The organism is Marinoscillum luteum, assembly GCF_044005705.1.
Taxonomy (GTDB): Bacteria; Bacteroidota; Bacteroidia; order Cytophagales; family Cyclobacteriaceae; genus Marinoscillum; species Marinoscillum luteum.
In genome coordinates, this window is record NZ_JBIPKE010000011.1 from 287,245 (window position 1) to 311,637 (window position 24,393).

The 24,393-nt window shown below is 45.8% G+C and carries 17 protein-coding genes, 1 tRNA gene and 1 pseudogene; 11 read left to right on the forward strand and 8 right to left on the reverse strand.

Annotation, left to right across the window (positions count from 1 at the left end; translation table 11 throughout):
- Nucleotides 1-231: 231 nt before the first annotated feature.
- Complete coding sequence (locus tag ACHKAR_RS03405) at nucleotides 232-2,031, reverse strand: 7TM diverse intracellular signaling domain-containing protein (RefSeq protein WP_395416166.1); 1,800 nt, start codon at nucleotides 2,029-2,031, stop codon at nucleotides 232-234.
- A 161-nt stretch (nucleotides 2,032-2,192) separates the two neighbouring features.
- On the opposite strand from ACHKAR_RS03405, the gene ACHKAR_RS03410 reads away from it, so the two are divergent.
- The 8 genes from ACHKAR_RS03410 (at nucleotide 2,193) to ACHKAR_RS03445 (ending at nucleotide 14,279) form a co-directional block, all read left to right on the forward strand.
- Nucleotides 2,193-3,287, forward strand: coding sequence for an Mrp/NBP35 family ATP-binding protein (locus ACHKAR_RS03410; protein WP_395416167.1), 1,095 nt, complete (start codon nucleotides 2,193-2,195; stop codon nucleotides 3,285-3,287).
- Nucleotides 3,288-3,290: 3 nt separating this feature from the next.
- The gene (locus tag ACHKAR_RS03415) at nucleotides 3,291-3,578 is read left to right on the forward strand and encodes a NifU family protein (RefSeq protein ID WP_159580262.1); all 288 of its coding nucleotides are present in this window, start codon (nucleotides 3,291-3,293) and stop codon (nucleotides 3,576-3,578) included.
- A 1-nt stretch (nucleotide 3,579) separates the two neighbouring features.
- The gene (locus ACHKAR_RS03420; RefSeq protein WP_395416168.1) at nucleotides 3,580-6,534 is read left to right on the forward strand and encodes a choice-of-anchor J domain-containing protein; all 2,955 of its coding nucleotides are present in this window, start codon (nucleotides 3,580-3,582) and stop codon (nucleotides 6,532-6,534) included.
- Between the two features lie 30 nt (nucleotides 6,535-6,564).
- Nucleotides 6,565-9,222, forward strand: a complete 2,658-nt coding sequence (locus tag ACHKAR_RS03425) for a D-alanine--D-alanine ligase family protein (RefSeq protein WP_395416169.1) — start codon at nucleotides 6,565-6,567, stop codon at nucleotides 9,220-9,222.
- A gap of 71 nt (nucleotides 9,223-9,293) precedes the next feature.
- Entirely contained in the window at nucleotides 9,294-10,142 is an 849-nt protein-coding gene (locus ACHKAR_RS03430; protein ID WP_395416170.1) for a PASTA domain-containing protein, read from the forward strand.
- Nucleotides 10,142-11,986 (forward strand): T9SS type A sorting domain-containing protein, encoded by a 1,845-nt coding sequence (locus tag ACHKAR_RS03435; RefSeq protein ID WP_395416171.1) that lies wholly within the window; start codon nucleotides 10,142-10,144, stop codon nucleotides 11,984-11,986. The genes ACHKAR_RS03430 and ACHKAR_RS03435 overlap by 1 nt, the downstream gene beginning before the upstream one ends.
- On the forward strand, nucleotides 11,983-12,285 hold the full coding sequence (locus tag ACHKAR_RS03440; protein WP_159580272.1) for a rhodanese-like domain-containing protein: 303 nt from the start codon (nucleotides 11,983-11,985) through the stop codon (nucleotides 12,283-12,285). The genes ACHKAR_RS03435 and ACHKAR_RS03440 overlap by 4 nt, the downstream gene beginning before the upstream one ends.
- Nucleotides 12,282-14,279, forward strand: coding sequence for a choice-of-anchor B family protein (locus tag ACHKAR_RS03445; RefSeq protein ID WP_395416172.1), 1,998 nt, complete (start codon nucleotides 12,282-12,284; stop codon nucleotides 14,277-14,279). The genes ACHKAR_RS03440 and ACHKAR_RS03445 overlap by 4 nt, the downstream gene beginning before the upstream one ends.
- Here ACHKAR_RS03445 and ACHKAR_RS03450 read toward each other — a convergent pair.
- Nucleotides 14,269-15,441, reverse strand: coding sequence for a site-2 protease family protein (locus tag ACHKAR_RS03450; RefSeq protein ID WP_395416173.1), 1,173 nt, complete (start codon nucleotides 15,439-15,441; stop codon nucleotides 14,269-14,271). The two genes, ACHKAR_RS03445 and ACHKAR_RS03450, sit on opposite strands and share 11 nt — an antisense overlap.
- Nucleotides 15,434-16,063, reverse strand: coding sequence for an HAD family hydrolase (locus ACHKAR_RS03455; protein ID WP_395416174.1), 630 nt, complete (start codon nucleotides 16,061-16,063; stop codon nucleotides 15,434-15,436). Before ACHKAR_RS03455 ends, ACHKAR_RS03450 begins: the two co-directional genes overlap by 8 nt.
- Before the next feature lie 143 nt (nucleotides 16,064-16,206).
- Here ACHKAR_RS03455 and ACHKAR_RS03460 point away from each other — a divergent pair.
- Nucleotides 16,207-16,280 (forward strand) — tRNA-Ile (locus tag ACHKAR_RS03460).
- A gap of 39 nt (nucleotides 16,281-16,319) precedes the next feature.
- Nucleotides 16,320-16,610: a GIY-YIG nuclease family protein gene (locus tag ACHKAR_RS03465; RefSeq protein ID WP_395416175.1), complete on the forward strand. Its 291-nt coding sequence runs from the start codon at nucleotides 16,320-16,322 to the stop codon at nucleotides 16,608-16,610.
- Between the two features lie 690 nt (nucleotides 16,611-17,300).
- On the opposite strand, the gene ACHKAR_RS03470 is transcribed toward ACHKAR_RS03465, so the two are convergent.
- From ACHKAR_RS03470 to ACHKAR_RS03485, 4 genes are all read right to left on the reverse strand, one after another.
- A complete protein-coding gene (locus ACHKAR_RS03470; protein ID WP_395416176.1) occupies nucleotides 17,301-21,002 on the reverse strand; it encodes a cadherin domain-containing protein in 3,702 nt (1,233 codons plus the stop codon).
- A gap of 20 nt (nucleotides 21,003-21,022) precedes the next feature.
- Nucleotides 21,023-22,198 (reverse strand): right-handed parallel beta-helix repeat-containing protein, encoded by a 1,176-nt coding sequence (locus ACHKAR_RS03475; RefSeq protein WP_395416177.1) that lies wholly within the window; start codon nucleotides 22,196-22,198, stop codon nucleotides 21,023-21,025.
- A 393-nt stretch (nucleotides 22,199-22,591) separates the two neighbouring features.
- Nucleotides 22,592-22,891: a helix-turn-helix domain-containing protein gene (locus ACHKAR_RS03480; protein ID WP_395416178.1), complete on the reverse strand. Its 300-nt coding sequence runs from the start codon at nucleotides 22,889-22,891 to the stop codon at nucleotides 22,592-22,594.
- Nucleotides 22,878-23,225 carry a type II toxin-antitoxin system RelE/ParE family toxin gene (locus ACHKAR_RS03485; RefSeq protein WP_395416179.1) on the reverse strand — a complete coding sequence of 116 codons (348 nt, stop codon included), beginning with the start codon at nucleotides 23,223-23,225 and terminating at the stop codon, nucleotides 22,878-22,880. Before ACHKAR_RS03485 ends, ACHKAR_RS03480 begins: the two co-directional genes overlap by 14 nt.
- Nucleotides 23,226-23,597: 372 nt before the next feature.
- Here ACHKAR_RS03485 and ACHKAR_RS03490 point away from each other — a divergent pair, with 372 nt between their 5' ends.
- Nucleotides 23,598-24,131 (forward strand): hypothetical protein, encoded by a 534-nt coding sequence (locus ACHKAR_RS03490; protein ID WP_395416180.1) that lies wholly within the window; start codon nucleotides 23,598-23,600, stop codon nucleotides 24,129-24,131.
- Nucleotides 24,132-24,267: 136 nt separating this feature from the next.
- Here ACHKAR_RS03490 and ACHKAR_RS03495 read toward each other — a convergent pair.
- Nucleotides 24,268-24,393, reverse strand: a pseudogene (locus tag ACHKAR_RS03495) (IS110 family transposase); the annotation flags it as partial.

Consider the following 24,393-nt stretch of genomic DNA (forward strand, 5'->3'; position numbering starts at 1 on the left):
ATCTATGCAACTTTAGAGGTTTTTCTAGCTATTTCAAAAAAATTATCATTTTCACATCCATGAATAATACAATAATTAACGGAAAATATCAATCACAAAAAACGAGTAGCGTATCGCTTGAATCACATTAAAAATATTTTGATAAAAAATCAAAAACAATTTTTACAAATCCAAAGATCGTTTCGATCACAATCATAACCCACCAAAAAAAATCTTTATTTAATCCAATAATTATTTTTGACTAGAAACAAAATCCTCAAGGTTTTTGAAAATTTCATGAAGGGTGCGCTTTTCTTCTTCAGTCAGTGCCTTAATTCGCTTTTTGAAATCTGAAATGGTGTTTCTTCTCAATTCCAGCATCTCGGCAAATTCTACCAGTGAGTATTGGTCTTTATTGAAACTATCGTAAAGGATGTAGAAGGCCTTCTCCAGGGGAAATTTGATCCCATGAAATAGCGTTTTGGTGGTGGGCGACTCCTGATAACCGCATTTAGAACACCTTCTGCTAAATGGGGCCGATCCCTCACTGTACACCGTGTTGTTACACCTGGCACAGCTATAGTGGCTTCTCCATTTGAGATTACTCAAGGCCCTCAGGCAATCGTTCTTGTCAGAAAAGACTTCAATAAATTCCCTATAAGTGAGTTCCTTGTTTTGAAGACGCTCCATCTGTATGGACTTAATGTTATTTCTAAGTCTCCAGTTATCCAGATCCAGTAGGGAATTGATTTCGGAAATCTCCACTTTTTGCTGAGAGAGCAGCGTGTTTTTCTCCTTCAGCTCTGCAGTACGTTGCTCCACCAACGACTCCAGCTGAGCATTCATACGATCTTTCAGTTTTGCATTCTCCTCGTGCTGCAAAATGATTCGCTTATGCGCACGGTCCCGATTTTCTTTCAAAATCCTCACCCGATCGCTCAATGCAAACGAGAGAAAGAGCATCTCAAAAACAAAACATATATGAAGGCTATAATAAGTCAGGGTGGTGAATGGGATAATAGAAAGCATCAGCATGGCCTTCAGGATAAACCCGAGAAAGAGAACTCCAAAAGCAACAATGAAAAAACGGGCAGGTTTGTACCCTCTGTTGAATACAGAGATACTTCCTGCGAAAATGATGATCAGGGGAATTAATTCGATGTTTCGATTCTGAAATATGCTATGATCGAAAAAGAGCGCATAGCCGAAAAGAAGAATTCTCAAACCAAATACCACATTCAATAAGGTATTGATTTTTGGGGCCCTGATTTTGAGGCTCAGAAATTTCTTGGAGAACAGAATCGCCCAGAAAATAATGGCAAATAGAGAAACCCCATGAGCCACCTGATTCCATTCAGGGCTATTGCGCCACAGGTATTGATACCCTACCCCATCCACACTCATGGCAAACACCCCCACACTGATGATATAAAAGGTGTAGTACAAGTATTTAATCTCCCTCATGGCTGAATAGATCAGCATATTATAGAGAGAGATGATCAGAATCATACCATAAAAAATACCGTACAGATAATACTCTGCAAGCGCATACTCCACAAACCGATTGTAGCTTCTGATGCCCACCCTAATGTCTGCATACTCATGACTCACCACCCGGAAATACAGCAGATACTCACCCGATCCGGTCAGCTGAATTTCAAAGTTCTTATGGGCCATGGGTTTCTCCCTAAAAGGAAGCATATCACCCATGATATATTCTTTAAAAGGCTTCCCTTCATGGCTCAAATACACCTGCAGGGTATCGATGGTCTGATCAAAAAATTCCAGCAGGTAGTTGGTTTCCCCTTCAGGGATGACCAATTTGATCTTCATCCAGTAAGCCGATCCTGTGTTGTAATCCTGAGGGGTAAAATTCAGGTTCTTATTGAACTTGGTTTGAAAATCTGTCGCAGACACATCCTCAAAGGTGAGTGTGGTAAACCGGTCTTCGTAAAACTCTATGTCCCTGATCTTCAATTGCAGCTCGTGCGTACCCGGAGCGATCACCACGGGTGCGGCATAAAGAAGCAAATGAAACCACAGATAAATCATAACATCAGTACAAAGGAGACCTTAAAGATAACCAACAAGAATTTCCCGGTATTTGTCCTCAATAAAACTATTTAAGACAGAAACGCATTAATGAAGAGAGACATAAGTTTGAGGTCAGAAATCCCTTGATTAACATTGCACCAGAATTCTTAAGTTAGGTAATGGAGATAAGCAGAGACAATATATTAATTGCATTAAGTGAAGTTCAGGATCCAGATCTCAAGAAAGACCTGGTCACGCTGAATATGATTCATAACATCCAGACAAGCGAAAAAGCAATCAAATTTACTGTGATGCTTACCACTCCCGCTTGTCCACTGAAAGAACTTATCAGGAAAGATTGCGAAAAAACCATTACCAAGCATTTTGGTGAAGAAGTGACGGTGGAGATAGAGATGTCCAGTACCGTGACCACTGTTCGTCAGAATGCGCCTATGCTTCCTGGAGTTAAAAACATCATAGCCGTAGCCTCCGGCAAAGGCGGTGTGGGTAAATCTACTGTAGCTGCCAACCTGGCTGTGGCTCTGGCCAAAACCGGAGCCTCTGTGGGATTGATTGATGCCGATATTTTTGGCCCCTCTGTACCTACCATGTTCAATTGTGAATTTGAACAGCCCAGCGTCACGCAAGTCAATGGTCAAAATAAAATCATCCCCATCGAGCAGTACGGTGTTAAACTAATGTCTATAGGCTTCCTGGCACCACCAGAAAATGCAGTAGTCTGGAGAGGCCCCATGGCCAGCTCTGCGCTGAAGCAGTTTCTTGGAGATACCGTATGGGGTGACCTGGACTACCTCCTGATCGATCTACCTCCAGGCACAAGTGATATCCACCTTACCCTCGTCCAGAGTGTACCCGTCACCGGGGCCATTGTGGTCACCACACCTCAAAAAGTAGCCTTGGCCGATGCTCAAAAAGGGATTGCGATGTTCAGACAACCACAGATCAACGTACCTGTTTTGGGCGTGGTGGAGAACATGGCATATTTCACTCCTGAGGAACTTCCCGATAATAAGTACTATATTTTCGGTGAAAATGGAGGCAAGCAGCTGGCTGATAAATTCAATATTCCGCTGCTCGGGCAGATTCCACTGGTGCAAAGCATCCGCGAAAGTGGAGATGCAGGCTATCCGGCAGTACTCAAAGATGATGTGACCGCTGAGGCATTCCGAGATTTATCTCAATCGTTGGCCCAGCAGGTGGCCATCAGAAATGCTTCTGAAGCAAAGACTAAAAAAGTAGAAATAAACGTTTAAAACATGGCTGATCTTGAATTATTGGAAAAAATAGAGTCTGCACTGGACACTATAAGACCGTATCTGGAGGCCGATGGTGGTAACGTGAAAATACTGGAAGTGACGGATGAACAAATCGTCAAGCTCGAACTCCTGGGCAACTGTGGTTCCTGCCCTATGTCTACGATGACCCTCAGGGCCGGAGTGGAAGAGGCTATTAAAAGAGCGATCCCTGAGATCAGAGGGGTTGAGGCCATCAACATCACCACCCCGGACGATCCCCGTGCCAAATTACCTGAAACAATGATGTAAAATGCGGGGGTTACTACTGTTCTTGCTGCTGTTTTCCTTTGGCATAAGTAAAGGACAGGAGAGATGTGCTACCAATCAACTGAATGCCAATGTCCAGCGAACGGAAGTTCAATCCGACTTTGAAGGCTGGTTGAAAAAGCGGATTCAGGAAAAGAAAGCACAACAGGCTGTTTCCCCACGACGAGCCACGGCCTATCAAATCCCGGTGGTTTTCCACATTATACATGATGGTAGTCCGGTAGGCTCCGGCTCCAACATCTCCGACGATAAAATACTGGAGCAGCTGCAGATCATCAACGAAGATTTTAGCCGAACAAATGCAGATGCCTCTGAAACACCCGCTGAGTATCAGGATGTGGCCGCTGATGCTGAAATCGAGTTTATCCTGGCCAAACAAGATCCTGAAGGCCTGCCTACCAGTGGCATAGTGAGACTTCAGGGCTCCAAGTCGACCTACAGCCCTTCAGAGGATGCGCTGCTGACCTCAGAAAGTTACTGGCCTCAAAATGACTACCTCAATATCTATGTTACGGATTTGAGTCAGGGCAACCTCGGCTATGCTCAGTTTCCATTTTCGAACCTCCCGGGCATCGCCTCAGAATTGGAAAACTATAAGTCCACAGACGGTGTGGTGCTGGATTATGCCTGGACGGGCAACAATGAAAACACAGGCAGCTTTGATAGCAAAGGACGCACAGCCACCCACGAAATAGGTCATTACCTTGGCTTACGACACATTTGGGGGGATGGAGGCTGTGGCGTTGATGACTTCTGTGAAGACACCCCTCCTGCCTCAGGTTCGTCCACAGGTTGTCCCAAAAACAAGATCTCCTGCGAAACGAAAGACATGATCCAAAACTTCATGGATTACACAGATGATGTGTGCATGAACCTATTCACCACCTGCCAAAAACTCAGAATGCACACGGTATTAGAAGAGAGTCCGAGAAGGGCTTCGCTCCTCACCTCTCCTGGCCTCAAAGAGCCTGTGCTGACCAATAATGACCTGGGCATACGATCGGCCATAGCCCCTACCCAATCACAGTGTACCAGTATGGTAACACCGGGCGTACAGGTGAGAAATTACGGTCTAAACCCCATCACTGCTTTCAAAGTATCTCTTTTCCATGAGGGTGTACTTCAGGAAACCCTCACCTCCAATGTCCCTTTGACCACTGGGGAAACAACTGAAATCAATTTCACACCCCTGTTTTTAGATGACCAGGATGCCAACGAACTCACTTTTGTAGTCACTCAGGTAAATGGCGGCCCCGATGGAAACGATCAGAACAACAGCCTCACAGTTACCATTGCACCATTTCTCCCCAAAGTGGTCCCGTTTTTTGAGGATTTTGAAGAAAGCACCAATTATTATAAGATTACAGAAACCGGAGCGCAATCTGCCTGGATGTACACCACCGCGCCTGATTCTACGCCTTCCAATCAGGCCGCCGTGCTTCCTTTTTACAATCAGACAGCCAACTTCGGCTATCAGGATTTTCTGATCACGCCAACCCTGGATTTCTCAGCACTCACTTCGGTACAGCTAGACTTCCGCTACGCATATGCTTCCCGTTTTTCGGAAAATCTGGACGGGCTGATCGTATTAGTCTCTACCAACTGCGGCCAGGACTTTCTCCTGCAGAATATGGTTTTTGAGCGCTATGGCAAAAACCTGCGCACCGCTGGCACCAGTGATTTTAGTTTCATCCCGGACGAGCTATCGGACTGGGAAAGTGTCAACCTCAACCTGACCAAATTTGCCGGAGAAGAGCAGGTGCAAATAGCCTTTGCTGGGGTCAATGGCGGAGGAAATAACATCTATCTGGACAACATATCAGTGACATCAGCCAATCTTCTGGCGTATGATATTGGGATCAAATCTGTGGAAAACCTGCCTGTGGTGAGCTGTGAACAATCGGCCTTCCCCCTGGTGGAGATCAAAAACTATGGCTATGAAAACGTGAGAGACATTGAGTTTCAGGTAGAAGTGAATGGAGTTACCTTTATGGAAGAATTTCACGACCTTTTCTTGCCTTCAGGGCATTCTGAAACCTTCATGGTGAACACCTCTGATTTTATGACAGATGGGTTCAACGAGTTTATCTTCACCATTAGTCAGGTCAACGGACGGCAGGACGAGCAGGCCTCCAATGATCAGAAAATATTTTATGGGCTGGTGAATGACACAGAAGATGCCATCCCCGTTCAGGAAACTTTTGAAAATCAAAGCTGGATCGTTGTGGACCCCACCGGGGTACCGCTCTTCGAAGTATTGCGGGTGAATGGAGACACCGTACTTGCTTCTATGAGCTACGGTAATGAAACGGTCAGTAAGAGCTATCTGATTTCACCCACCCTCAAAACCGGCCCTTACAATCAGGGAGCCATTCGGTTCGACTACTCCTATGGGCAGCGCACGGGATTTAATGACAACCTGAAAGTACTCCTGTCCCTGAATTGTGGAAAAACTTTTGAAAAAGAGCTCCTCAGCCTCAACTCCGAGCAGCTGGCAGTGAAGGTGAGCAATACCGAATGGGTGCCCGAATCCAGGGAAGACTGGAAAACTGCCTTTATTGATATCACGGAGTATATGAACTGGCCCGAACTAAGAATAGCCTTGGTCTTCTCCAACGGAAATGGCAACCGACTCTATCTGGACAATATCAACGTGCTCACCACCAATGACCCAGGGCTCCCGGAGTTTCAAAATCAGGTACAGCTTTATCCAAATCCGGCTACCACTGAATTTAATGTGGCATTTAACCTTCCGGAAAAGCAAAAGGTTAACCTCCAGCTCATAGACATTAGCGGTAAGGTGTTATTTGATCAGGACTTCAGCAACATCATCAACCAAACAATCAACCTCAAAGCGCCCTCTCAAAGTGGCTTCTACATTCTTCATGTAACCGGCCAGGAGATTAGCTACACCAAAAGATTGTTTATCAGACAATAGAAATCCCAAATCAGGTTAATTTTACCGCCCATGAGGATAGGAATTATTTTTGGAGGTCAGTCTCGCGAAAGAGAGATTTCATTTGCCGGCGGACGTACCGTCTACGATAATCTAAACAAAACACTTTTTACTCCAGTACCCATATTCATTGATAGTCTGGGCAACTTCATACTCCTTGACTGGCAGTACCTTTACAAAGGCACCATCAGGGATTTCTATCCATCTGCAGAGCATCTACCCCACAGCCCACACTTCTTTCAGGTGTACGCCGAGTCGCTGCAGAATGAGCCAGACCGACTGGAGAAGAGTATGGCAGCTGTCGGACAAAAAATCACCCCTGATCAGCTTTCAAAGCACATCGATTTCGCTTTTCTGGCCTTGCATGGGCCCTATGGTGAAGATGGAAACATCCAGGGCATTCTGGAGTGGTACGGCATTCCCTATTCGGGAGCAGGTATATTACCCAGCAGCATCGGCATTGACAAAGAAGTACAAAAACGTGTCCTGAAAACTGCCGGTTTTGAAACGCCAAAAAGTACTTCCATCGAACGTTCCCAGTGGCTAACCAGCCAAAGTGCAGTTATCCAAAACCTGGAGCGGGAGTTTAGCTACCCGATGGTGATCAAAGCGCCCCATCAGGGCTCCTCCATAGGTGTAAGCATTGCCCAAGACAAGAACTCCTTGCTTGCCGGGCTTAATCGGTCGTTTTTCATTGAAAGCATCGACATAGCCAGCTGGAAAGCCAAGTCAGATGAGCAAAAACGTAACTTCCTTGTCACGTTTACGGACATCAGAGAAGGTCTCGGATTCCCGGTTCTGGTTGATGGAGAGATGGTCTATCATCCTGAAAACCTCTGGGAGTTATTAGACCAAAGTAAGGAAAGCACCCTCAAACTTGAGTCTCCCAATGGAGAAGCACTCGTACTGGTAGAATCATTCATCGAAGGTCGGGAGTTTTCATGTATTGTCATTGAAGATGAGAATGGCGCTCCCATGGCCCTGCCCCCTACCGAAATCAAAAAACGAACAGACCTTTTCGATTACCGATCCAAATACCTGCCCGGAATTAGCCGCAAGATTACGCCAATCGATCTGCCCGATCAGGACATTGAGAGGATCATGAGGAAATCTGAGGCCCTTTTCACCGCCCTGCACAGCCAGGTATATGCCCGAATTGATGGCTTTTTCACGGCTGAGGGTGACATCTTTCTGAACGATCCTAACACTACTTCAGGGATGCTGCCTTCTTCCTTCTTTTTCCATCAGGCAGCGGAAATCGGCTTCAATCCATCACAGTTTCTGACCTATATCATTTCCAGAAGTATATCAGCTAGACTGAATGCCGGGAAAAAGATCTATCACCTACTGACACTGGCACAAACCCTGCGCACCAGCCTGCAACAGGCCGCTGCCCATCAGGGTGAGAAGATCAAAGTAGCAGTGATCATGGGTGGGTTCTCCTCTGAAAGACACATCAGTGTAGAGAGTGGACGAAACATCTATGAAAAATTGGCCTCATCAGGCAAATACCTGCCCATCCCAATTTTCCTGACCGGTGATGAAACCAAACACTTGCTCTATCAGCTCCCCATCAACATCATGCTGAAGGATAATGCTGATGATATCCGTGAAAAAATCACACAGCACAGTGAGGTCACACACCCGGTCATTGCTGAGATCAGAAAAAAAGCCCATCATCTCATGGAGCAGTTTGCCTATGAGGAAGCCCTGCAGTTGGAATCTCTCACTTATGACGAACTGGCAACGCGTGTAGATTTTGCTTTTATCGCTTTGCATGGCAGACCCGGAGAAGATGGTGCGGTGCAGGAGCAACTGGAACTGAGAGACGTCCCCTACAATGGATCCGGAGTGGAAAGCTCCAGGATCTCCATCAACAAATACGACACGAACGAGCTCCTCCGGGCCAATGGTATCCTGGTGGCCGATCACATGCTGGTCTATCAGGAAGAATATCAGCAAAACCCTGAGAAAACCATCGAATCCATCACCTCCCGGTTTAGTCTGCCGCTCATTGCCAAACCAGCTGATGATGGCTGCTCCTCTGCCGTAAAGAAGATCAAAACCCGTGAAGAGTTGGTCGCTTTCGCTGAAATGATGTTTAGAACTCAGGAGGCTTTCCTACCTGAACCAATGAGAACCCTGAACCTCAAGGCCAATGAAGAGTTTCCTCAGAAAAACTTCTTTTTGGTAGAGTCACTCATCAGTGCGGAAGGTGCGGATAAATTTCTGGAGATTACAGGTGGCATGCTCACTCATCTTCAGCCAGATGGTAGTCTGAGTTACGAAGTTTTTGAGCCTTCTGAGGCTCTGGCATCCGGCGAAGTGCTTTCTCTCGAGGAAAAATTTCTGGCTGGTGAAGGTCAAAACATCACCCCTGCCCGATTTGCAGACACAGCGGAAGGTTATGCGGCCATTGCCAAGTCGGTAAAAGAGACCCTGGAGAAAACGGCACGGACCATTCAGGTAGAGGGCTACTGCCGGATCGACGCCTTTGTGCGAATCTCCGGACAGCAAGCAGACACCATCATCATTGAGATCAATTCGCTGCCCGGCATGACACCCGCCACTGCTATTTTTCATCAGGCAGCACTCAATAATATGAAACCATATGAGTTTATAGACCAAATCATTCAATATGGGTTTGCCAGACATCAGGTGGAAAAATGATCAGCCCTCAATGAAAGATTTACAGTTTGTTTATCTTCGATTTTCAACAAGACCAGAACTTATAGATATCTATGTCCATTTTTAAAGTCAACTCCTGGAAAGACCTGGCGCTCCACGCTTTCATCATCATTGGTTTGGGGGTTGTTTTCATCTTCATTTTCTTTTTTATCTACCTTCCTATGAGCACCAATCACGGGGAGACCATCACTGTACCGGATGTACGCGGCATCACACTGGATGAACTGGATGACTTTCTGGGAATGCGTGACCTTCGCTATGAAGTCACGGCAGATTCGGGATTTTCAGCCAGTCTGCCCCCGCTGGCAGTATTGAAGCAATTTCCCCAACCCAATGCCAAGGTGAAGGAAAACAGAAAAATCTATGTGACACTGAATGCCGAAAGAGCTCCACTGGTAAGAATGCCGAAACTTGTAAGCGGATCGGTAAAAAATGCTCAACTGGTACTCAAAACATACGACCTGGAACTGGGAGAAATCACCTATGTACCAGACCTGGCCCTCAATTATGTGCTGGAGCAAAGAACAGATGGGCGTGAGGTACTAGAGGGCGAGCGCATCCCCAAAGGCTCTATCATCGACCTTGTGGTAGGTGATGGGCTTGGAAAGCAGTCGCTGGAATCCCCCAACCTGATCGGACTGGATCTAGAAAGTGCTCAGTTTGCCATAGTAGGTTCCGGATTAAAAATAGGCGAAACTAAGTACGAGAAAGAAGGTGTGGCCGTTATAGAGACCGAAATGGAAGACGGAACTTTCACTTACAAAGAACAAAAAGTATCTCCGGGAGCAGTATTTAAGCAAAGACCCAGCGCCGGGATACGCATGCGTCTGGGCCAGATGGTAGATCTTTGGGTTTACAGTCCGGACTCGCTCAATACCAATCCTACCCTACTGGATCAATAGTGCGCATCTACCTATATAGCATCCTTTTCATACTGGCCAGTGCCGGTCAGGCTCAGTTTGCGATCAAGGGCATACAAAACTCCCATCATCGTCAGCTCCGAACAACTGCCCCTGAGTACCCGCGAACACTTCCGTTTTGGGATGACTTTTCCACCTCGGATGGCACGCCAGATACCCTCCTATGGATTACAGGTGGGGATGTTTTTGTGAATGCCACCCTGGGCCAAAATCCGCCCACCTATCGGGTGGCGACGTTTGATGGATTGAAAGGAAACGGCCTGGCGCACGACATAGCCAATGGCTTCAACGGGCCAGCGGACAGCCTTATTTCTCAACCCATTGACCTCAGTCAGGTCAGTAATTTCAAAAAGACCACCGTCTATCTCAGCTTCTATTGGCAGGCCAAAGGCAATGGGGAGCTCCCTGACGAAAAGGACTCCATTCGTGTACAGTTTACCACGGCAGACTCCCTGTGGGTGACCCAGTGGGTACAGGTTGGAGGGTCAGAGAACGTATCCGATCACTTTCAGCAGGTGATCATCCCGGTTTCAGGTAATGAGTTTTTTCATGAGCGATTTCAGTTCAAGTTTCAGGCATTCAGCAGCCTGAAAGGCCCATTTGACACCTGGCACATTGATTATGTCTACCTCAATCAGGACAGACATGAAAACGATCTTTCACATTTCGACAGAAGTCTGTCGGGAAGTCCCTCGCCCCTGTTTTCGCCCTACTACGAAGTACCCGCAGATCACTTCTTTAGAGACCCGGCCAAATACCTGAGTGTACAAAGTGTACTGGCTACCAACCTGGATGCAGAAACGGCCGTGGGCCATCCGCTGGATTACTATTATCAACTGGAAAACCTTACCACAGGTGAAGTTTATGACTTATCATCTATGGGAAACGGGGGCCTTGGTGGTCTCGATCCGCTGGAATACAGAAACATCCTGGGACCTTCTGATATCGACATTGAGGCTTACAATACCCCGCTGGATTCTCAGGTGATCATGTCCACGTTTTATTACGAAACCGGAGACAAAAACCTGTTTGAAGTAGTAAATGGAGCAGACACGGTGTTTCTGCCTGTCAATCTGAAAGTGAATGACACCATACGCACCCGGTACACCCTGCATAATCACTACGCCTATGATGATGGCACTGCAGAATTCGCCGCAGCCATCAACCTGCTAAAGGGGCAGGTAGCTGTTAAATTTGCGCTGGAAGCAGCCGACACGCTTACCCATGTGGATATCTACTTTCCTAACATTTCACCTGACCCATCCGGAAGCTCCGTGGACATCCTGGTTTGGGATCGCCTGGACGATACCAGGATCCTCTCCAGACAACCCTATACCATCCAAAGTCCAACCGGACTCAACCAATTTACCCGAATCAAACTCAGCCAGCCGGTACTCACCAGAGATACTGTATATGTGGGTTATCAGCAGTTTACGGACAATTACCTGGGTGTGGGATTTGATAGAAATAATGCCATTGCCAGCAACAATATCTACACCAACGTAACGGGTGTTTGGGAGCAGAATAGCCGACTTAGCGGAGTACTCATGATTCGTCCTGTATTTGAGTTTGATTCCACTTTTATCCTCAGTATCCCCGGAACTCCTCTCCCTGCGATCACAGCCTATCCCAACCCCTGCAAGGGCACCCTCAGCATCAATGGGAACTTCGATCAACTAACTATTTTCAATCTTTCAGGCCGAACGGTCTATTCATCTGATAAGCGGTCATCTTATGATCTTTCATTTTTGGAGGATGGGATATATTTGCTAAAAATAAACAGCAACAATTCCATTACTACCCAAAAACTGATCATCAGGAAATGAATGACATTACCCCGGAAGAATTAAAATCGAGACTCGAAAAGGGTGAAACCCTACCCCTATTCGATGTGCGAGAGGATTGGGAATATGACGAATCCAATATTGGTGCCGAACTTCTACCTCTTGCGAGTATACCCCTCAGGCTCAAAGAGCTGGAACCGCTGAAGACGAAAGAAGTGATTGTGCACTGCAAAAGCGGATCCAGAAGTCATCAGGCAAAAAAATACCTCTCCAAACAGGGCTTCAGACAGGTGAGATCACTCATCGGAGGCATAGAAGCATACCTAAACAACCAAAAATGAAGAACTTATTAATCATAACATTGATAGCGGCAAGCTCCTCGGCCTATGCACAGTTTCCTTGTGAAAACGGCATGTCAGGCGGCACCTATCCCTGCAATCAAATCACCCTGATGAGCCATCTGGCACCAGAGGAGATAGATGCGGTAGAGCATCATGGAAATTACCTCAATGACATTTGGGGCTGGACAGACGCTGAGTCCGGGAGTGAATATGCACTGGTTGGCCTGGTGGACGGAGTAGCTTTTGTGGATGTGACCGTGCCTACCAACCCTGTATACTTAGGCAAGCTACAGGAGAGTGCCACCTCCAATGGACGAGTGAGCAGAATTGGAGATGTGCAACATGGAAAATCGAGCTGGCGTGACATCAAAACCTTCAAAGATCACGCCTTCATAGTGAGTGACGTAAACGGAGCACATGGCATGCAGGTATTGGACCTGACCAAACTCCGGGGACTGGATGGCAGCACCACCGTAAAATTCAAAGCTGATGCCCAGTATGAAGAATTCGGATCTGCGCATAACATTGTGATCAACGAGGAAACCGGTTTTGCCTATGTAGTCGGGGTATCTGATGGTGGCACAAAATGCAGTGGCGGCCTGCATGTCATTGACATCAACGACCCCAAGAATCCTGCATTTGTGGCTTGCTTTAGCACTGATGGATATACACATGATGCCCAGTGTGTCATTTATCAGGGACCAGACGCTGACTATCAGGGTCAGGAAATATGCTTCAACTCCAACGAAGACACTTTTACCATTGTGAATGTGGATGACAAAGACAACATGTCCATGATCAGCCGCACCGGATATGATCAGGTTTCTTACACTCACCAGGGATGGCTCTCAGAGGATCATCGCTTTTTCCTGTCAAATGACGAGTTGGACGAAAATGCTTTTGGGTTCAACCCACGTACACTCATCTGGAATATAGAAGACCTGGATGCACCCGTACTTATTGGCGAATATTACAACAATGCCGCGGCCATAGACCACAACCTGTATACCCACAATGGACTGGCTTTTGAATCCAATTATTTCAGTGGCCTGAGGGTACTGGATTTAGCCCAGGTGGCTGATGGCAAACTCAGAGAACGAGCATTCTTTGACACGTACCCAGACGCTGATGCCATTGAATTTGGCGGTACCTGGAGCAATTACCCCTATTTCGAAAGTGGCACAATCATCGTATCCGACATGAACAACGGACTGTTTGTCTTACAGCTCGATTTGGAGGAGGACATCATAGCCACTCACCCTGCCGATATGGAAGGGTGTGAGAATGAAGAACTCTCATTTGTGGTGGCCGCAACAGGCACTACCAACTCCTATCAATGGCAGCGGTTTGACGGTAAGACATATGTCAACCTCACGAACAACGATCAAGTGAGTGGCACTCAAACCAATGAGCTGAAAATCATGGCTCAAAATAACTACCAGGGAGATATTCTGAGATGTAAAATCACGGAGACCAATGGTACCCTTCACTACACTTTTCCTAGCTCTTATGAGATCAAGGGAGAACCTCTGGAGGTGGCGTTCAGCTTTGAGGAGACCACACCAGGTTCCGTGCAGTTCACCAATGAGAGTACTGGCGCCCAATCCTACTCCTGGGATTTTGGGGATGGTAGCACCTCCGACGAGGAGAACCCCATTCATACATTCGAATATGGAGTCTTTAATGTAACCCTCACTGTGACCAACGAGTGTGAAACAGCTGAGCTGACCAAGGAGACCTTTGTGGTAACAGGACTGGATGATCAGTCAAGGTATTTCAATGTATTCCCAAACCCCTCCTCAGACCTGATCAATGTTTTCAGTCAGGAGAGCGGAATGCTGGAGATCCGGGATACCTCTGGTAAACTCGTCCGTGAGCAGGCCATTACTCGTGGCGCTCATGTTATTGAACTTAATCACCTGCGAAAAGGGATTTACTTTATTTCCATCCGTACACCAGAAACCTTTGTGGTGAAGAAGCTCATCATTCAGTAATCAACTCTGGAATATCCAAGATAAAGGGCTGGGGGCTAAAGCATAATATGAAAATGATCAGTGCTACCCAGCCCAATAATTTCCTTTCTACAGAGAGGGGCGTATTGTCGAGCACCGGAGGATGCACAATCCCCATAAATCTGCCCAGGAGCAAGCCAAACAAAAGCCAGCCACTATAGCCTTCCCACTGAAAGAGGTAATGCACAATAAACTGCGCAGAAAACATAATGGCCGCAAACATCCACCGATCCTGCCTGCTCTTAAACATGCTGGCGGAGCAGATAAATAGAAAATATAAATAGGCCCCTATCAAGATCAAAAAGTGTAAGGAACTCTCCAGTCCTACATCGGCCATATCCTGAATACTAATCAGCCCCAGACCTGCATAAAATAAGAAGATGGAAAACAAGACCTTCGACACTTTTTCATGCCGCCTGGCCCCTATCAGGCCAAACAGAATATGTCCACCATCCAGCTGACCAATAGGTAGCAAGTTGAGTGCCGTAAAGAACAGTGCGAGGTAGCCCGCCAGTAACAAGGGATAGTGGATAATCTCATTGTCATGAGGCATCCTGGCCGGATCCGCTACATATTCCTCAAAGAACCAAAAAATAGCATTGGAGCCAAAACGAAATGAGGCCGTGCTGTCATTGTCATACACATGATCGGCATAGTCCAGTCCATACTGTTCATACTCCGGATGCACCTGATAGATGTACTCTGGCTCAGGCAGATTAGCAAAACCATACCAAATCACCCCTATGGCAATCACAAAACCAGCCAGCGGACCAGAAATCCCAACATCAAAATAGTGTTTCAGGCTATAAATATGATCCTTGATCCGAATAAATGCACCCATGGTTCCAAAAGATGGGGAGAGAATAAAACCCAGCCACATGGGGATGTAGTATGGGAGTGTAACCCGAATATTGTGATGGCGTGCCGTAAAGTAGTGGCCAAACTCGTGAAACGTGAGGATCAGCAGAAACGGGATAGAAAACTGAAAGCCACCTATGAATTCGTCCCAGGTCATCAATAAATCCTCGTCCACCCACAGTACATATTTGGAGTACATCCACTCGGCGCCCGCCAGCGTGGTGGTGATGATCGTCAGTAAAAAAAGCCCAATATGAATGAGATGCTGCTTGTGTTTTTTAATCATGAATGAGAATTTCGAATATCTGATCTGGGAACTGTACCTGTTCGGCATTGATACCAACTCCTCTGGCTGCTTCTATGTTTTCTATTTTATCATCCAGAAAAAGTGACCGCTTCGGATCAAAACCCTGATCTTCTATGATGAACTCATAAATGTAGGCATTGGGCTTCCGGTAGCCAATCAAATGCGAATAGTAAGCCGTATGGGAAAAGTCCTTCATTGGCTTGCCTGCCAGGCTCATCACCATGGAGTCGAAGTATCGTTCGTGCATGGCGTTGGTGTTGCTGAGGATGAGTACCCGGTGAGTTTCCATGAGCTTCTGCATCAGCTCCAGGCGACCCGACGATATTCCCTTAATCATCAGGTTCCAGGCGTACTCAAAGTCTGAGAGGGAAATCTGAGAATCAAAAAGCTGATTGATCTCTTCGACAAACTGAGCATCATCGATCTGGCCTGTTTCGTAGCGGTACAAATACGGTGAACCTACAATCAGCTCCCTCAGGTCCTTGCCACGACCGCTGGTCAGGCGGGAAAACTCCTCAATCACGGCCTGTGGGTCCAGGTCTACAATGACCTCCCCCAGATCGAAAATAATTGTATCAATTTCTGATAGTCTCTTTGGCACTTCGTTGTTTAATTAGCGGCAAATATCTAATATTGCACCTCCAAAACAAAGACAGTCGTAAGGCTGTTTTTTGTTACAGTGCATCTAGCCGAAAGCGAGAAAGTGCTGGTTCGAGCTGACATCTCGAATAGAAAAAAACTGTAGGGCCTATAGCTCAGTTGGTTAGAGCACCTGACTCATAATCAGGTGGTCCCTGGTTCGAGCCCAGGTGGGCCCACAAATCTTAACCTCCGTCAGTTTTGACGGAGGTTTTTTTATGATGGCTACCTACACCTGCTATATCATTTACAGTCAATCGCTGAATCGATACTACGTTGGTGAAACCGAAAACATAGATCTGAGGATTTCACAACATAACGACGGTTTTTATAAGAGCGCATTTACCACAAAAACCAACGACTGGGAGTTGTTTCACTTCATAGAATGTGTTGATAGAAGGCAGGCTCGCCTGATTGAAACACATATCAAAAAGATGAAAAGCAGAAAGTACATTGAGAACCTCAAAAAATATCCGGAAATCAGCAATCTGCTGAAAATTAAATATTAATAGGTCCCTGTCCCGATAGCTATCGGGACGAGCCCAGGTGGGTCCACAAACCTTAACCTCCGTCAGTTTTGACGGAGGTTTTTTTTGTGGCTAAGAATTGGACCCATAGCCTAACACAAACGAAAGATTTACGCGTTTCGCTTTCCTGAATACACCTGACCTGATTACTCCATTACACCTGTCATGGCCTGGTTAACCATCTGCACGACAAGATTCCGGTATTCTTCGTACCTCAGAAACCGGAATGACGTTTTTCCGCTCCGTCATCCGGCTTTGTACAAGCACAGCGAAGCACAAATACCGAGATCTCCAACCCCTTCCTGGAGTTGACTGTAAAACACCAAATCGCCATCTCAAGCTGATGACGAGCCTGAACCTGTCATGGTGAGCTCCGTCGAACCATCAGACAGGTTCATGAGAGATGCTTTTCCTTCGGAAAACAAGACCGCAATGTGATTGCCACCGCCTGGGAATGACTTTCTTTTCCCGTACAGACAACAAGCTGCTATTCAACAGATAAAAGCCGACCTACACCTATGGATAACAAAAAAGCCATTTCGATTCTCGAAATGGCTTTTTTAAAGTTGTATAGGTGATTCAGTCAATCACACACAAACTCGAATTTAAAACTAAGATGTAGCTGGCGCTTTTTTGGTCCTAATTAGGTGTTCCACAACGCCTATACTACCACTACTCAAGTATAATTCTGTGCATGCTTACATGACCTGACTGATCCAATAGTTCGATCATGTAAACACCCGCTCTGAGATCTGTCAAATCAACCTGCGGACTGGTATGGGTCATCACCAACCTGCCAGAAGCATCAAATATTTTCACTCGCTCCACACCTACTCCTTTGATATTCAGTATCCCTTTTGTCGGGTTTGGATAGACCACAAGATCGGCGTGACCAACTCCACCCAGGGTCAAGGGCTCCTCTACGTCAATCAAACTGACCGTGATCACGGCTGATGAAGTCAAAGTGCCATCAGACACTTCCAAGGTCAATATGAAAGCGGGCTGAGTCTCAAAATCCAACTGAGAGGCATCGGCCACAGTCAACTCTACACCATTGCTAATGGCAAAAGCGCCTGCAGAATTTCCATCTGTAATGGAGATTGTCAAGGCGTCAGAATCCGGATCAGAGACCTCCAACACCCCTACTAAGGTCCCACTCGCTGATTCCTCTTCTACAGTAAAAGTGGCCGCTACGATAGCCGGCGCTTCATTTACATCCACCACACTGATGGTCACATTACCCACAGTGGATAAATCACCATCAGATATGGTCACACTCAGTGTGAACTCCTGATTGATTTCATAGTCAATAGCATCAGCTACAGCTACCGTAATTACCCCATCTATGCTCATGCTGAAAACATCACCCCCATTGCCGGAAGTGATGACATATTCCAACACATCACCCTCTGGATCATTGGCAGCTAATGTACCTACCACCGCACCTACAGGAGAATTCTCATCAATTGTAAAGGTTTGATCAGGCAATGAAGGTGCCTGATTACCATCGTCCGTCACAGAGATGGTGATGTCCACGGATCCGCTATTGCTTCCATCCGAAGCCTCCACTCCTATCAAGAACTCTGGCCGGGTTTCAAAATCCAGGGCAGCCGCATTATTTACGGTCAACTCTCCATCGCTACCAATTGCAAAAGCGTCATCCGAATTTCCCGAGGTGATCGCCCAGGTCAAGGTTTCATTTTCAGGATCAAAAGCTGATATAAATCCCAAAGAGGTACCCACTGTTGCGTTTTCAGCTACGGTCAAGGTCCCTGCAGAGAGTACAGGCACTTCGTTCACATCGACCAGCTCAATAGAGATCAGAGCGGTTGCCTCTGAAGCTCCGTCACTCACAGACACTTCCAGCTCAAACACCGGAATCGTTTCAAAATCCAGAACTGATCCATCCAACACACTGATACTCCCGGTAGACTCGTCAATTTCGAATGCCCCGAGATCATTACCAGCCAGAATGGAAAAGAGCATAGGGTCACTTTCCGGGTCGGTAGCCACCACATCTCCTACCACAGTTTCTGCCGGACTATTTTCATCAAGCGTAAAAGTCTGATCTGCTATTTGAGGAGTTTGATTTGAAGGCGTAACTGTCAACATAAAAGTGGAACTGGCTGTATTGTGCACGGCCTGACCATCATCTGCTGTAACGGTGAACTCCTGAGTGCCAAACCCATCCGCTACACTGGTGATCGTCACGGTACCAGTTGCAGCATCTATGGCCACATTTGCAAACGCAACTGAAGCCGGGGCTATGGAATAGGTCACCGTTTGCTCCACTTCATTCGCCGGCACCGGACCTGGAGTTACGGTCACTACCTCTGTACTTGTGAAATCCTGATCAACATTTACATCTCCTGAAAGCGAAAACACAGGTGCATCGTTGACAGAGGCAACCTCAATGGTCATGGTAGACGAACTAACGCCAAAGGTGCTTGCATCACCCACTGTGAAGTCAAAAGTATCTTCACCTGCAAAGTCTGCTCCACCAAAGTACTCCAATAGCTCTATGTCAGCCACAGCTATCTCCTGATCAATTGAAACCAATTGTCCATCTAGTGTCAACTCCCCATAAGTCGGTAACAGATTGATCTGAAGACGGCTAAAAGTGGAGCCATTTTGACTGGAATAATTGAAGTCATCAGCCACAAAAGTCAATATTGAATCCTCCTCCACAGACAAGGTATTGTCCTGAGAGATTGGCCCATTGGAGATGGTAAACATTCTTCGCTCAGCAATACTCCATTTTCCCAGATCATCCTTCACCCGTATGGAAAGCAAATAATCCCCTTCTACTAAATCACCAAGTCCTATTTCCAGCTGCTCTTCAATAGAAGCACCATTCGCACCCAGCTCTAGCGCAGTGGCCTGCCCCACTCCTGGATCATCACCAATAAAATATTCTGCACTTACGATCAGCTCAGAAGTGTTCGCTCCGGAAGTTTGCGGCATGATGTACAGGGTACGGGCAAATGGAATCCCCCAGACGCCCAGATGGTCTTTTACCCTGACCATCAACTGATGAAATCCCGCCGACAAAGAAGAAACATCTATGGTTGCCACCAAATCCAGACTGTCGCTGGCACTGACGTCAACGCTCATACCATTGCCAACACCCGGGTCATTGTCAAAAAAATACTCCACAGCAGTCACCGTGCCAGTAGTAGCCCCGGGAGCCTCCGCTAGATCCATGATATAAAAAGTCCGATTGATGTAATAGCTCCACCGACCTAGACCATCCCGGGTCCTCACCATTAGCTGATGAAACCCTGCAGATAATGAGGATAAGTCTATTTGCTCAATAATCTCCACAGAGTCCGAGGCGGTAAATGAAATAGAAGTGCCATTGCCAACGCCCGGATCGGTATCAAAAAAGTATTCAACATACTGTAGCTGGACATCAGCGGCTACCTCGGAAGCAACAGAAATCAAGGACTGCCTGGTCAGCGCTCTTGAACGATTGGAGGCATCCGTCACGGTCAAACTGACAGTATAGCTACCTGGCTGAGTGTAAGTGTGGCTCGGGTTGGCTGAAGTAGAAGTAGCTCCATCTCCAAAACTCCAGGCATAATTCGCAATGCTGGCGTCAGCCGTGGACGCACTACTTGAAAAAGCAACATCCAATGAGCCTGTTCCCGAATGAGCATCCACCGAAAAATCCGGAAATAGCACTTCACTATACAATGCATCTACTTCTTCAGCACTGATCGCCCGGTTGTAGATTCGGATATCATCTATGGCCCCTTCAAAGGGATATCCCACGGTGATGGCTCCAGAACCCAATGCAGGTTGATTCGCAGATTGCTCCGCTTTCAGTTCACCATTTAAATAAGCACTCAGGGTAGTTCCATCATATGTCAAAGTAGCCATTTGATAAATCCCTGGCTTGCCACTATTGGTGGTAAAAGAAGTGGTATTTCCGCTCCCATCAGCAGTGGTGAATTTCAACCCCTCATTGACTACTGAAATGGTGTACAAAGTGCCTGCATTGATCATGGTACCCAGATCCAAAACTCCTGAATCATCATCAAAACCATCGACGATGTTATACCAGAAGGAAATGGTAAAAGATGAGCTTCGTAAGGCCACATCTGAAGAGGTGTAGGCCGGGGTGACGCTACTTCCATCAGATCCTTTCGAAAATCTGCGGGTATTGAAAAGTCCAAACCTATCGGAAATTTCATAATTGTTAGTTCCACTGGCGTAAATGCCATCGTATCCGTTTCCTGAGGCGTCAGTCATGTCGCCTTCCATTTTGTAATAGGCCGTCAGACCATTGCTAAGATCAACCTGCCCGTAGACGTTTTGACCGATTATTACAAATAGGAGCGTCAGAAAACCTAGTTTTCTAATAACTTTCATCACTATATCGCTTTAAGTAATTACTGATTGTTAGAAACTCTGGCTTTCAAATCTATTTCTATAGAACTGCCCTCTGGCACTGCTGCCGAACGAATGTTAAAATCAGTTATTTTAGGAATCCTGCTCTCAGTCACAATCACATTGGGTACATCTCCGGCACTTGGAAACGGGTATGGGCCACCAAAAATTCCCATTTCGGTACCGTCAGATCCTGTGCCCTTGCATGGCGAATCCTCCGCCAGTCTGTAGTCATAGCTGAAATCCAATGCGAATTCAGGTACATCCACAAATTTAGGATTCACATTCTCAAGGTTATTGCCAGTGCTATTGGTTCCGTAATCGAAGGTTTCACCCCCCTCGCTGGTCAGTACCAGGTTGTGCGTGAGTGCCACATTGCTGGCTCCTCCTGTAGCTCTCCCCCAAAGAATATTATTGCTGAAGACAATACCACTCGTCTGGTTGGTAATGCCTACACCACTAAAAAACACATCATAGACCTGATCACTTCCTATAAAAAGATTGTTGATGAAAATCTGAGATCCTTTGACCCGTGCCACGCCACCGGTGAAAATATTATTGGCCACAAGCAGGTTACTGCCAAATGGGTAATCCCCATATACACTGTTGTAGTTGGGTGCATAACCTATGTTATCCAGTATGTTGTTGTAAATCTTGATGTTGCTAAAATAGCTGAGATGAACCGACTCACATCTATTTCTGGTAAATGTCACATTGGTGAGGGTGTTGCTTTCAGTGCCTTCAAAACCCACAGAGATGTATCGGTAGTTTCCACCGGCGGTTGTTACCACTCCATTTACATAAAAGCCTTCAATATGCGATCCGGATGCATTCAGATCCAATGCGGGATTCTCATTTTTAATGACCATGTGGTTTACTTTGGTGGTAAAACCGAACTGGGCATCTTCTGTAGACTGGTAGCCAGCCCCGATCAACACCAGCTTCTTGTTCAAGGTAAACCCATCATAGGTAGTTTCAGAACCTGCAACTATTATGGTATCACCCACCGTGGCAGCATCAATGGCTACCTGAATACTTGAATACAGAGCGCCTGAGTTTTCATTATTATCCACGGTGATCACTGTGGCCAAGGAGGTAAAAAAGCCAATCAGAACGAAGCTAATGGCTAAAGAATATTTGAATAGTTGAATGGATCGAATGTGTTGAGCTAAATACATGTGAAAATGGTTTATGGTACGAATATGTTCGGGCAAACAAAATCAAATAAGTGGTTAATATCAATACCTTAAATTCGGTATAGCACTCAATATTTTGCCAAAAGGGAAATTATAATTCGAGGGTTGGTCTTTTGACTCAAGGCAGGCCGGAGTTTCCATTAGTCATCAATAAGGGAAGCATTGTCTTACGCTTCGACGGAGCTCAGGCTGATAAAGCAAAAACAACGTTTATGTACTGAGGAGATACCTCCATACCTGAACGGAATATGGTAGAAAGCACACTAATTTCGTGGCGGCAGATAAGTGGGATGTTCACATTGAGACTAGCCAAAAAGCACTCCCGTTAGCTATCGGGAGACATATGTCCGATCAGCGGTATGTTGGGCTTTCGTGTTATATTTCTACGTTGAGTTTCAAATGGCCACCAAGACCTTCTCTGATAATTCGCATCAAAGTTGACAGTCGGATATCACTTGCGTTGTTCTCAATTCGTGAAATGTACGTTTTAGTTGTTCCGCATTTCTGTGCTAGTTGTTCCTGAGTCATTCCCTGGTTCTTGCGCATTTCTTGAAGCATCGCTCCCAATCTGAAAGCTTCGAATCCTTCCTCAAAGGCTTCTCTGGATTCAGTTCCACGTTCACCGTACTCTGAATTTAAGTGATCGTCAAAGTCTATAATTTTAGTTTTGCTCATCGTAATATTGTTTTTGCAGCTTTTCAGCCAGTTTTATTTCGTTCTTAGGTGTCTTTTGGGTTTTCTTTTGAAACCCATTCAACACTACAACTAATTTACCCTTGTCAAAGAAGCAGAATATTCGATAGATGTTAGTCCCCGAGATCATCCGCATCTCATATAAGTTAGTTCCCGTGATGCTCTTGAGATATTTCGTTGGCACGCGTTCAACTGTTTTTATCAATTTGATTGTCCAGTTTATTCTCTCTTTTATCTTAGGAGTTTGTTTGTTGTAGAACTCCCAAAAATGTTCGCCAAAGAATATAACTTTTCTAACATCACTACTTTGGTTCATATGAACAAAGTTAGCTAATAAGGTAACTTATTGCAAGTTGATAAAGTTCAAATGGCAGGTGCTTTTTCGATTACGGCATGAAGCCCAAAAGGAAGCTAGCAGGTATGCGCCCCGAGCTTGGCAAGCTCCGATAAAACTAATGAATTTGCTGCGCCCGGCACGGGGGTGCTTCCAAAGTATCAGAATGGCACTGCGTTCAGAAAGTGAAAAATCCTGCGAGTTGAGCTCGGTAGAAAATGGAGCAGTTTCTTCAGCGGCTGATTCACGGTCAAGTTGCACAGAAACCAGCCAGAAAGCAGTTTGGCATATAACCGATCAGAGTTTGTTAGAGAGCTTTTTTTGTTATTATTGAGGTTAATTTAGCTTTACGAAATGAATCCTTACAAACCAGTAGTTATTTTGCTTCTTCTGTTGGCCTTCAGTTGCAGTCGAGACAATGAAAAAGTAGAGTATTATGAAAATGGGTTTATTAAATTCCGATCCTCAATTTCAGAAGATACCACCGTTATTGAAAGGTTTTACGATGAAAAAGAAGCACAGATAAAGTCGATTATTAAATCATTGAATGATACTGTCTATATCGCAAAATATTACGCTATAAATGGACAGTTATCCGTTCGGTCGGAGTTGGATAGGAATAAAATTGTGAAATACGAGACAAAGAATAACGAGTGGTTAATCGGCCCTCAAGATGGCCCAAAGTATCTCTCAGTAATCACGGACTTGAAGTTCCCTCGGGATATGGATGAATATTTTACAAGGTCAATTAATAGTGATGGATTGTATGTTCATCTTCCATTATCAGATGTGAATATTGAAGGACTCTTGTTCGAACATGAGGTTGAAATATTTAGCGATTCTAGCGGATTCTTTTTTGGGACTCATACGTATTTCAATGTTCCATGATATACATTCTGGCAGTGCTCTCTAACGTCTAGCTAAGCACAGTCGGCTCGGCCTTTCAAATATCTCAAAAGTATCTGATCCAGATACCCTTTGCAAATAACTAAGTAAGCCGATTGGGCTTAGCGATTTCTACGCCTTATGCAAGTTGGCCCTTATAATTTTCTTCATATTTCTGATTTTTTCTAACGCAAGCAAAGACGCGATGGATAATTTTATTTCTAACTGCATTTATGACTGCCATTTTATTCTTTCCTTCATCAAC

Excerpts from the sequence above, each read along its gene's own strand:
- ACHKAR_RS03480 (WP_395416178.1), bottom strand. The coding sequence starts at position 22,891 with ATGAGCAAAACTAAAATTATAGACTTTGACGATCACTTAAATTCAGAG.
- ACHKAR_RS03475 (WP_395416177.1), bottom strand. The coding sequence starts at position 22,198 with ATGTATTTAGCTCAACACATTCGATCCATTCAACTATTCAAATATTCT.
- ACHKAR_RS03450 (WP_395416173.1), bottom strand. The coding sequence starts at position 15,441 with ATGATTAAAAAACACAAGCAGCATCTCATTCATATTGGGCTTTTTTTA.
- ACHKAR_RS03485 (WP_395416179.1), bottom strand. The coding sequence starts at position 23,225 with ATGAACCAAAGTAGTGATGTTAGAAAAGTTATATTCTTTGGCGAACAT.
- ACHKAR_RS03405 (WP_395416166.1), bottom strand. The coding sequence starts at position 2,031 with ATGATTTATCTGTGGTTTCATTTGCTTCTTTATGCCGCACCCGTGGTG.
- ACHKAR_RS03470 (WP_395416176.1), bottom strand. The coding sequence starts at position 21,002 with ATGAAAGTTATTAGAAAACTAGGTTTTCTGACGCTCCTATTTGTAATA.
- ACHKAR_RS03420 (WP_395416168.1), top strand. The coding sequence starts at position 3,580 with ATGCGGGGGTTACTACTGTTCTTGCTGCTGTTTTCCTTTGGCATAAGT.
- ACHKAR_RS03440 (WP_159580272.1), top strand. The coding sequence starts at position 11,983 with ATGAATGACATTACCCCGGAAGAATTAAAATCGAGACTCGAAAAGGGT.
- ACHKAR_RS03465 (WP_395416175.1), top strand. The coding sequence starts at position 16,320 with ATGATGGCTACCTACACCTGCTATATCATTTACAGTCAATCGCTGAAT.
- ACHKAR_RS03430 (WP_395416170.1), top strand. The coding sequence starts at position 9,294 with ATGTCCATTTTTAAAGTCAACTCCTGGAAAGACCTGGCGCTCCACGCT.
- ACHKAR_RS03410 (WP_395416167.1), top strand. The coding sequence starts at position 2,193 with ATGGAGATAAGCAGAGACAATATATTAATTGCATTAAGTGAAGTTCAG.
- ACHKAR_RS03445 (WP_395416172.1), top strand. The coding sequence starts at position 12,282 with ATGAAGAACTTATTAATCATAACATTGATAGCGGCAAGCTCCTCGGCC.
- ACHKAR_RS03425 (WP_395416169.1), top strand. The coding sequence starts at position 6,565 with ATGAGGATAGGAATTATTTTTGGAGGTCAGTCTCGCGAAAGAGAGATT.
- ACHKAR_RS03415 (WP_159580262.1), top strand. The coding sequence starts at position 3,291 with ATGGCTGATCTTGAATTATTGGAAAAAATAGAGTCTGCACTGGACACT.
- ACHKAR_RS03490 (WP_395416180.1), top strand. The coding sequence starts at position 23,598 with ATGAATCCTTACAAACCAGTAGTTATTTTGCTTCTTCTGTTGGCCTTC.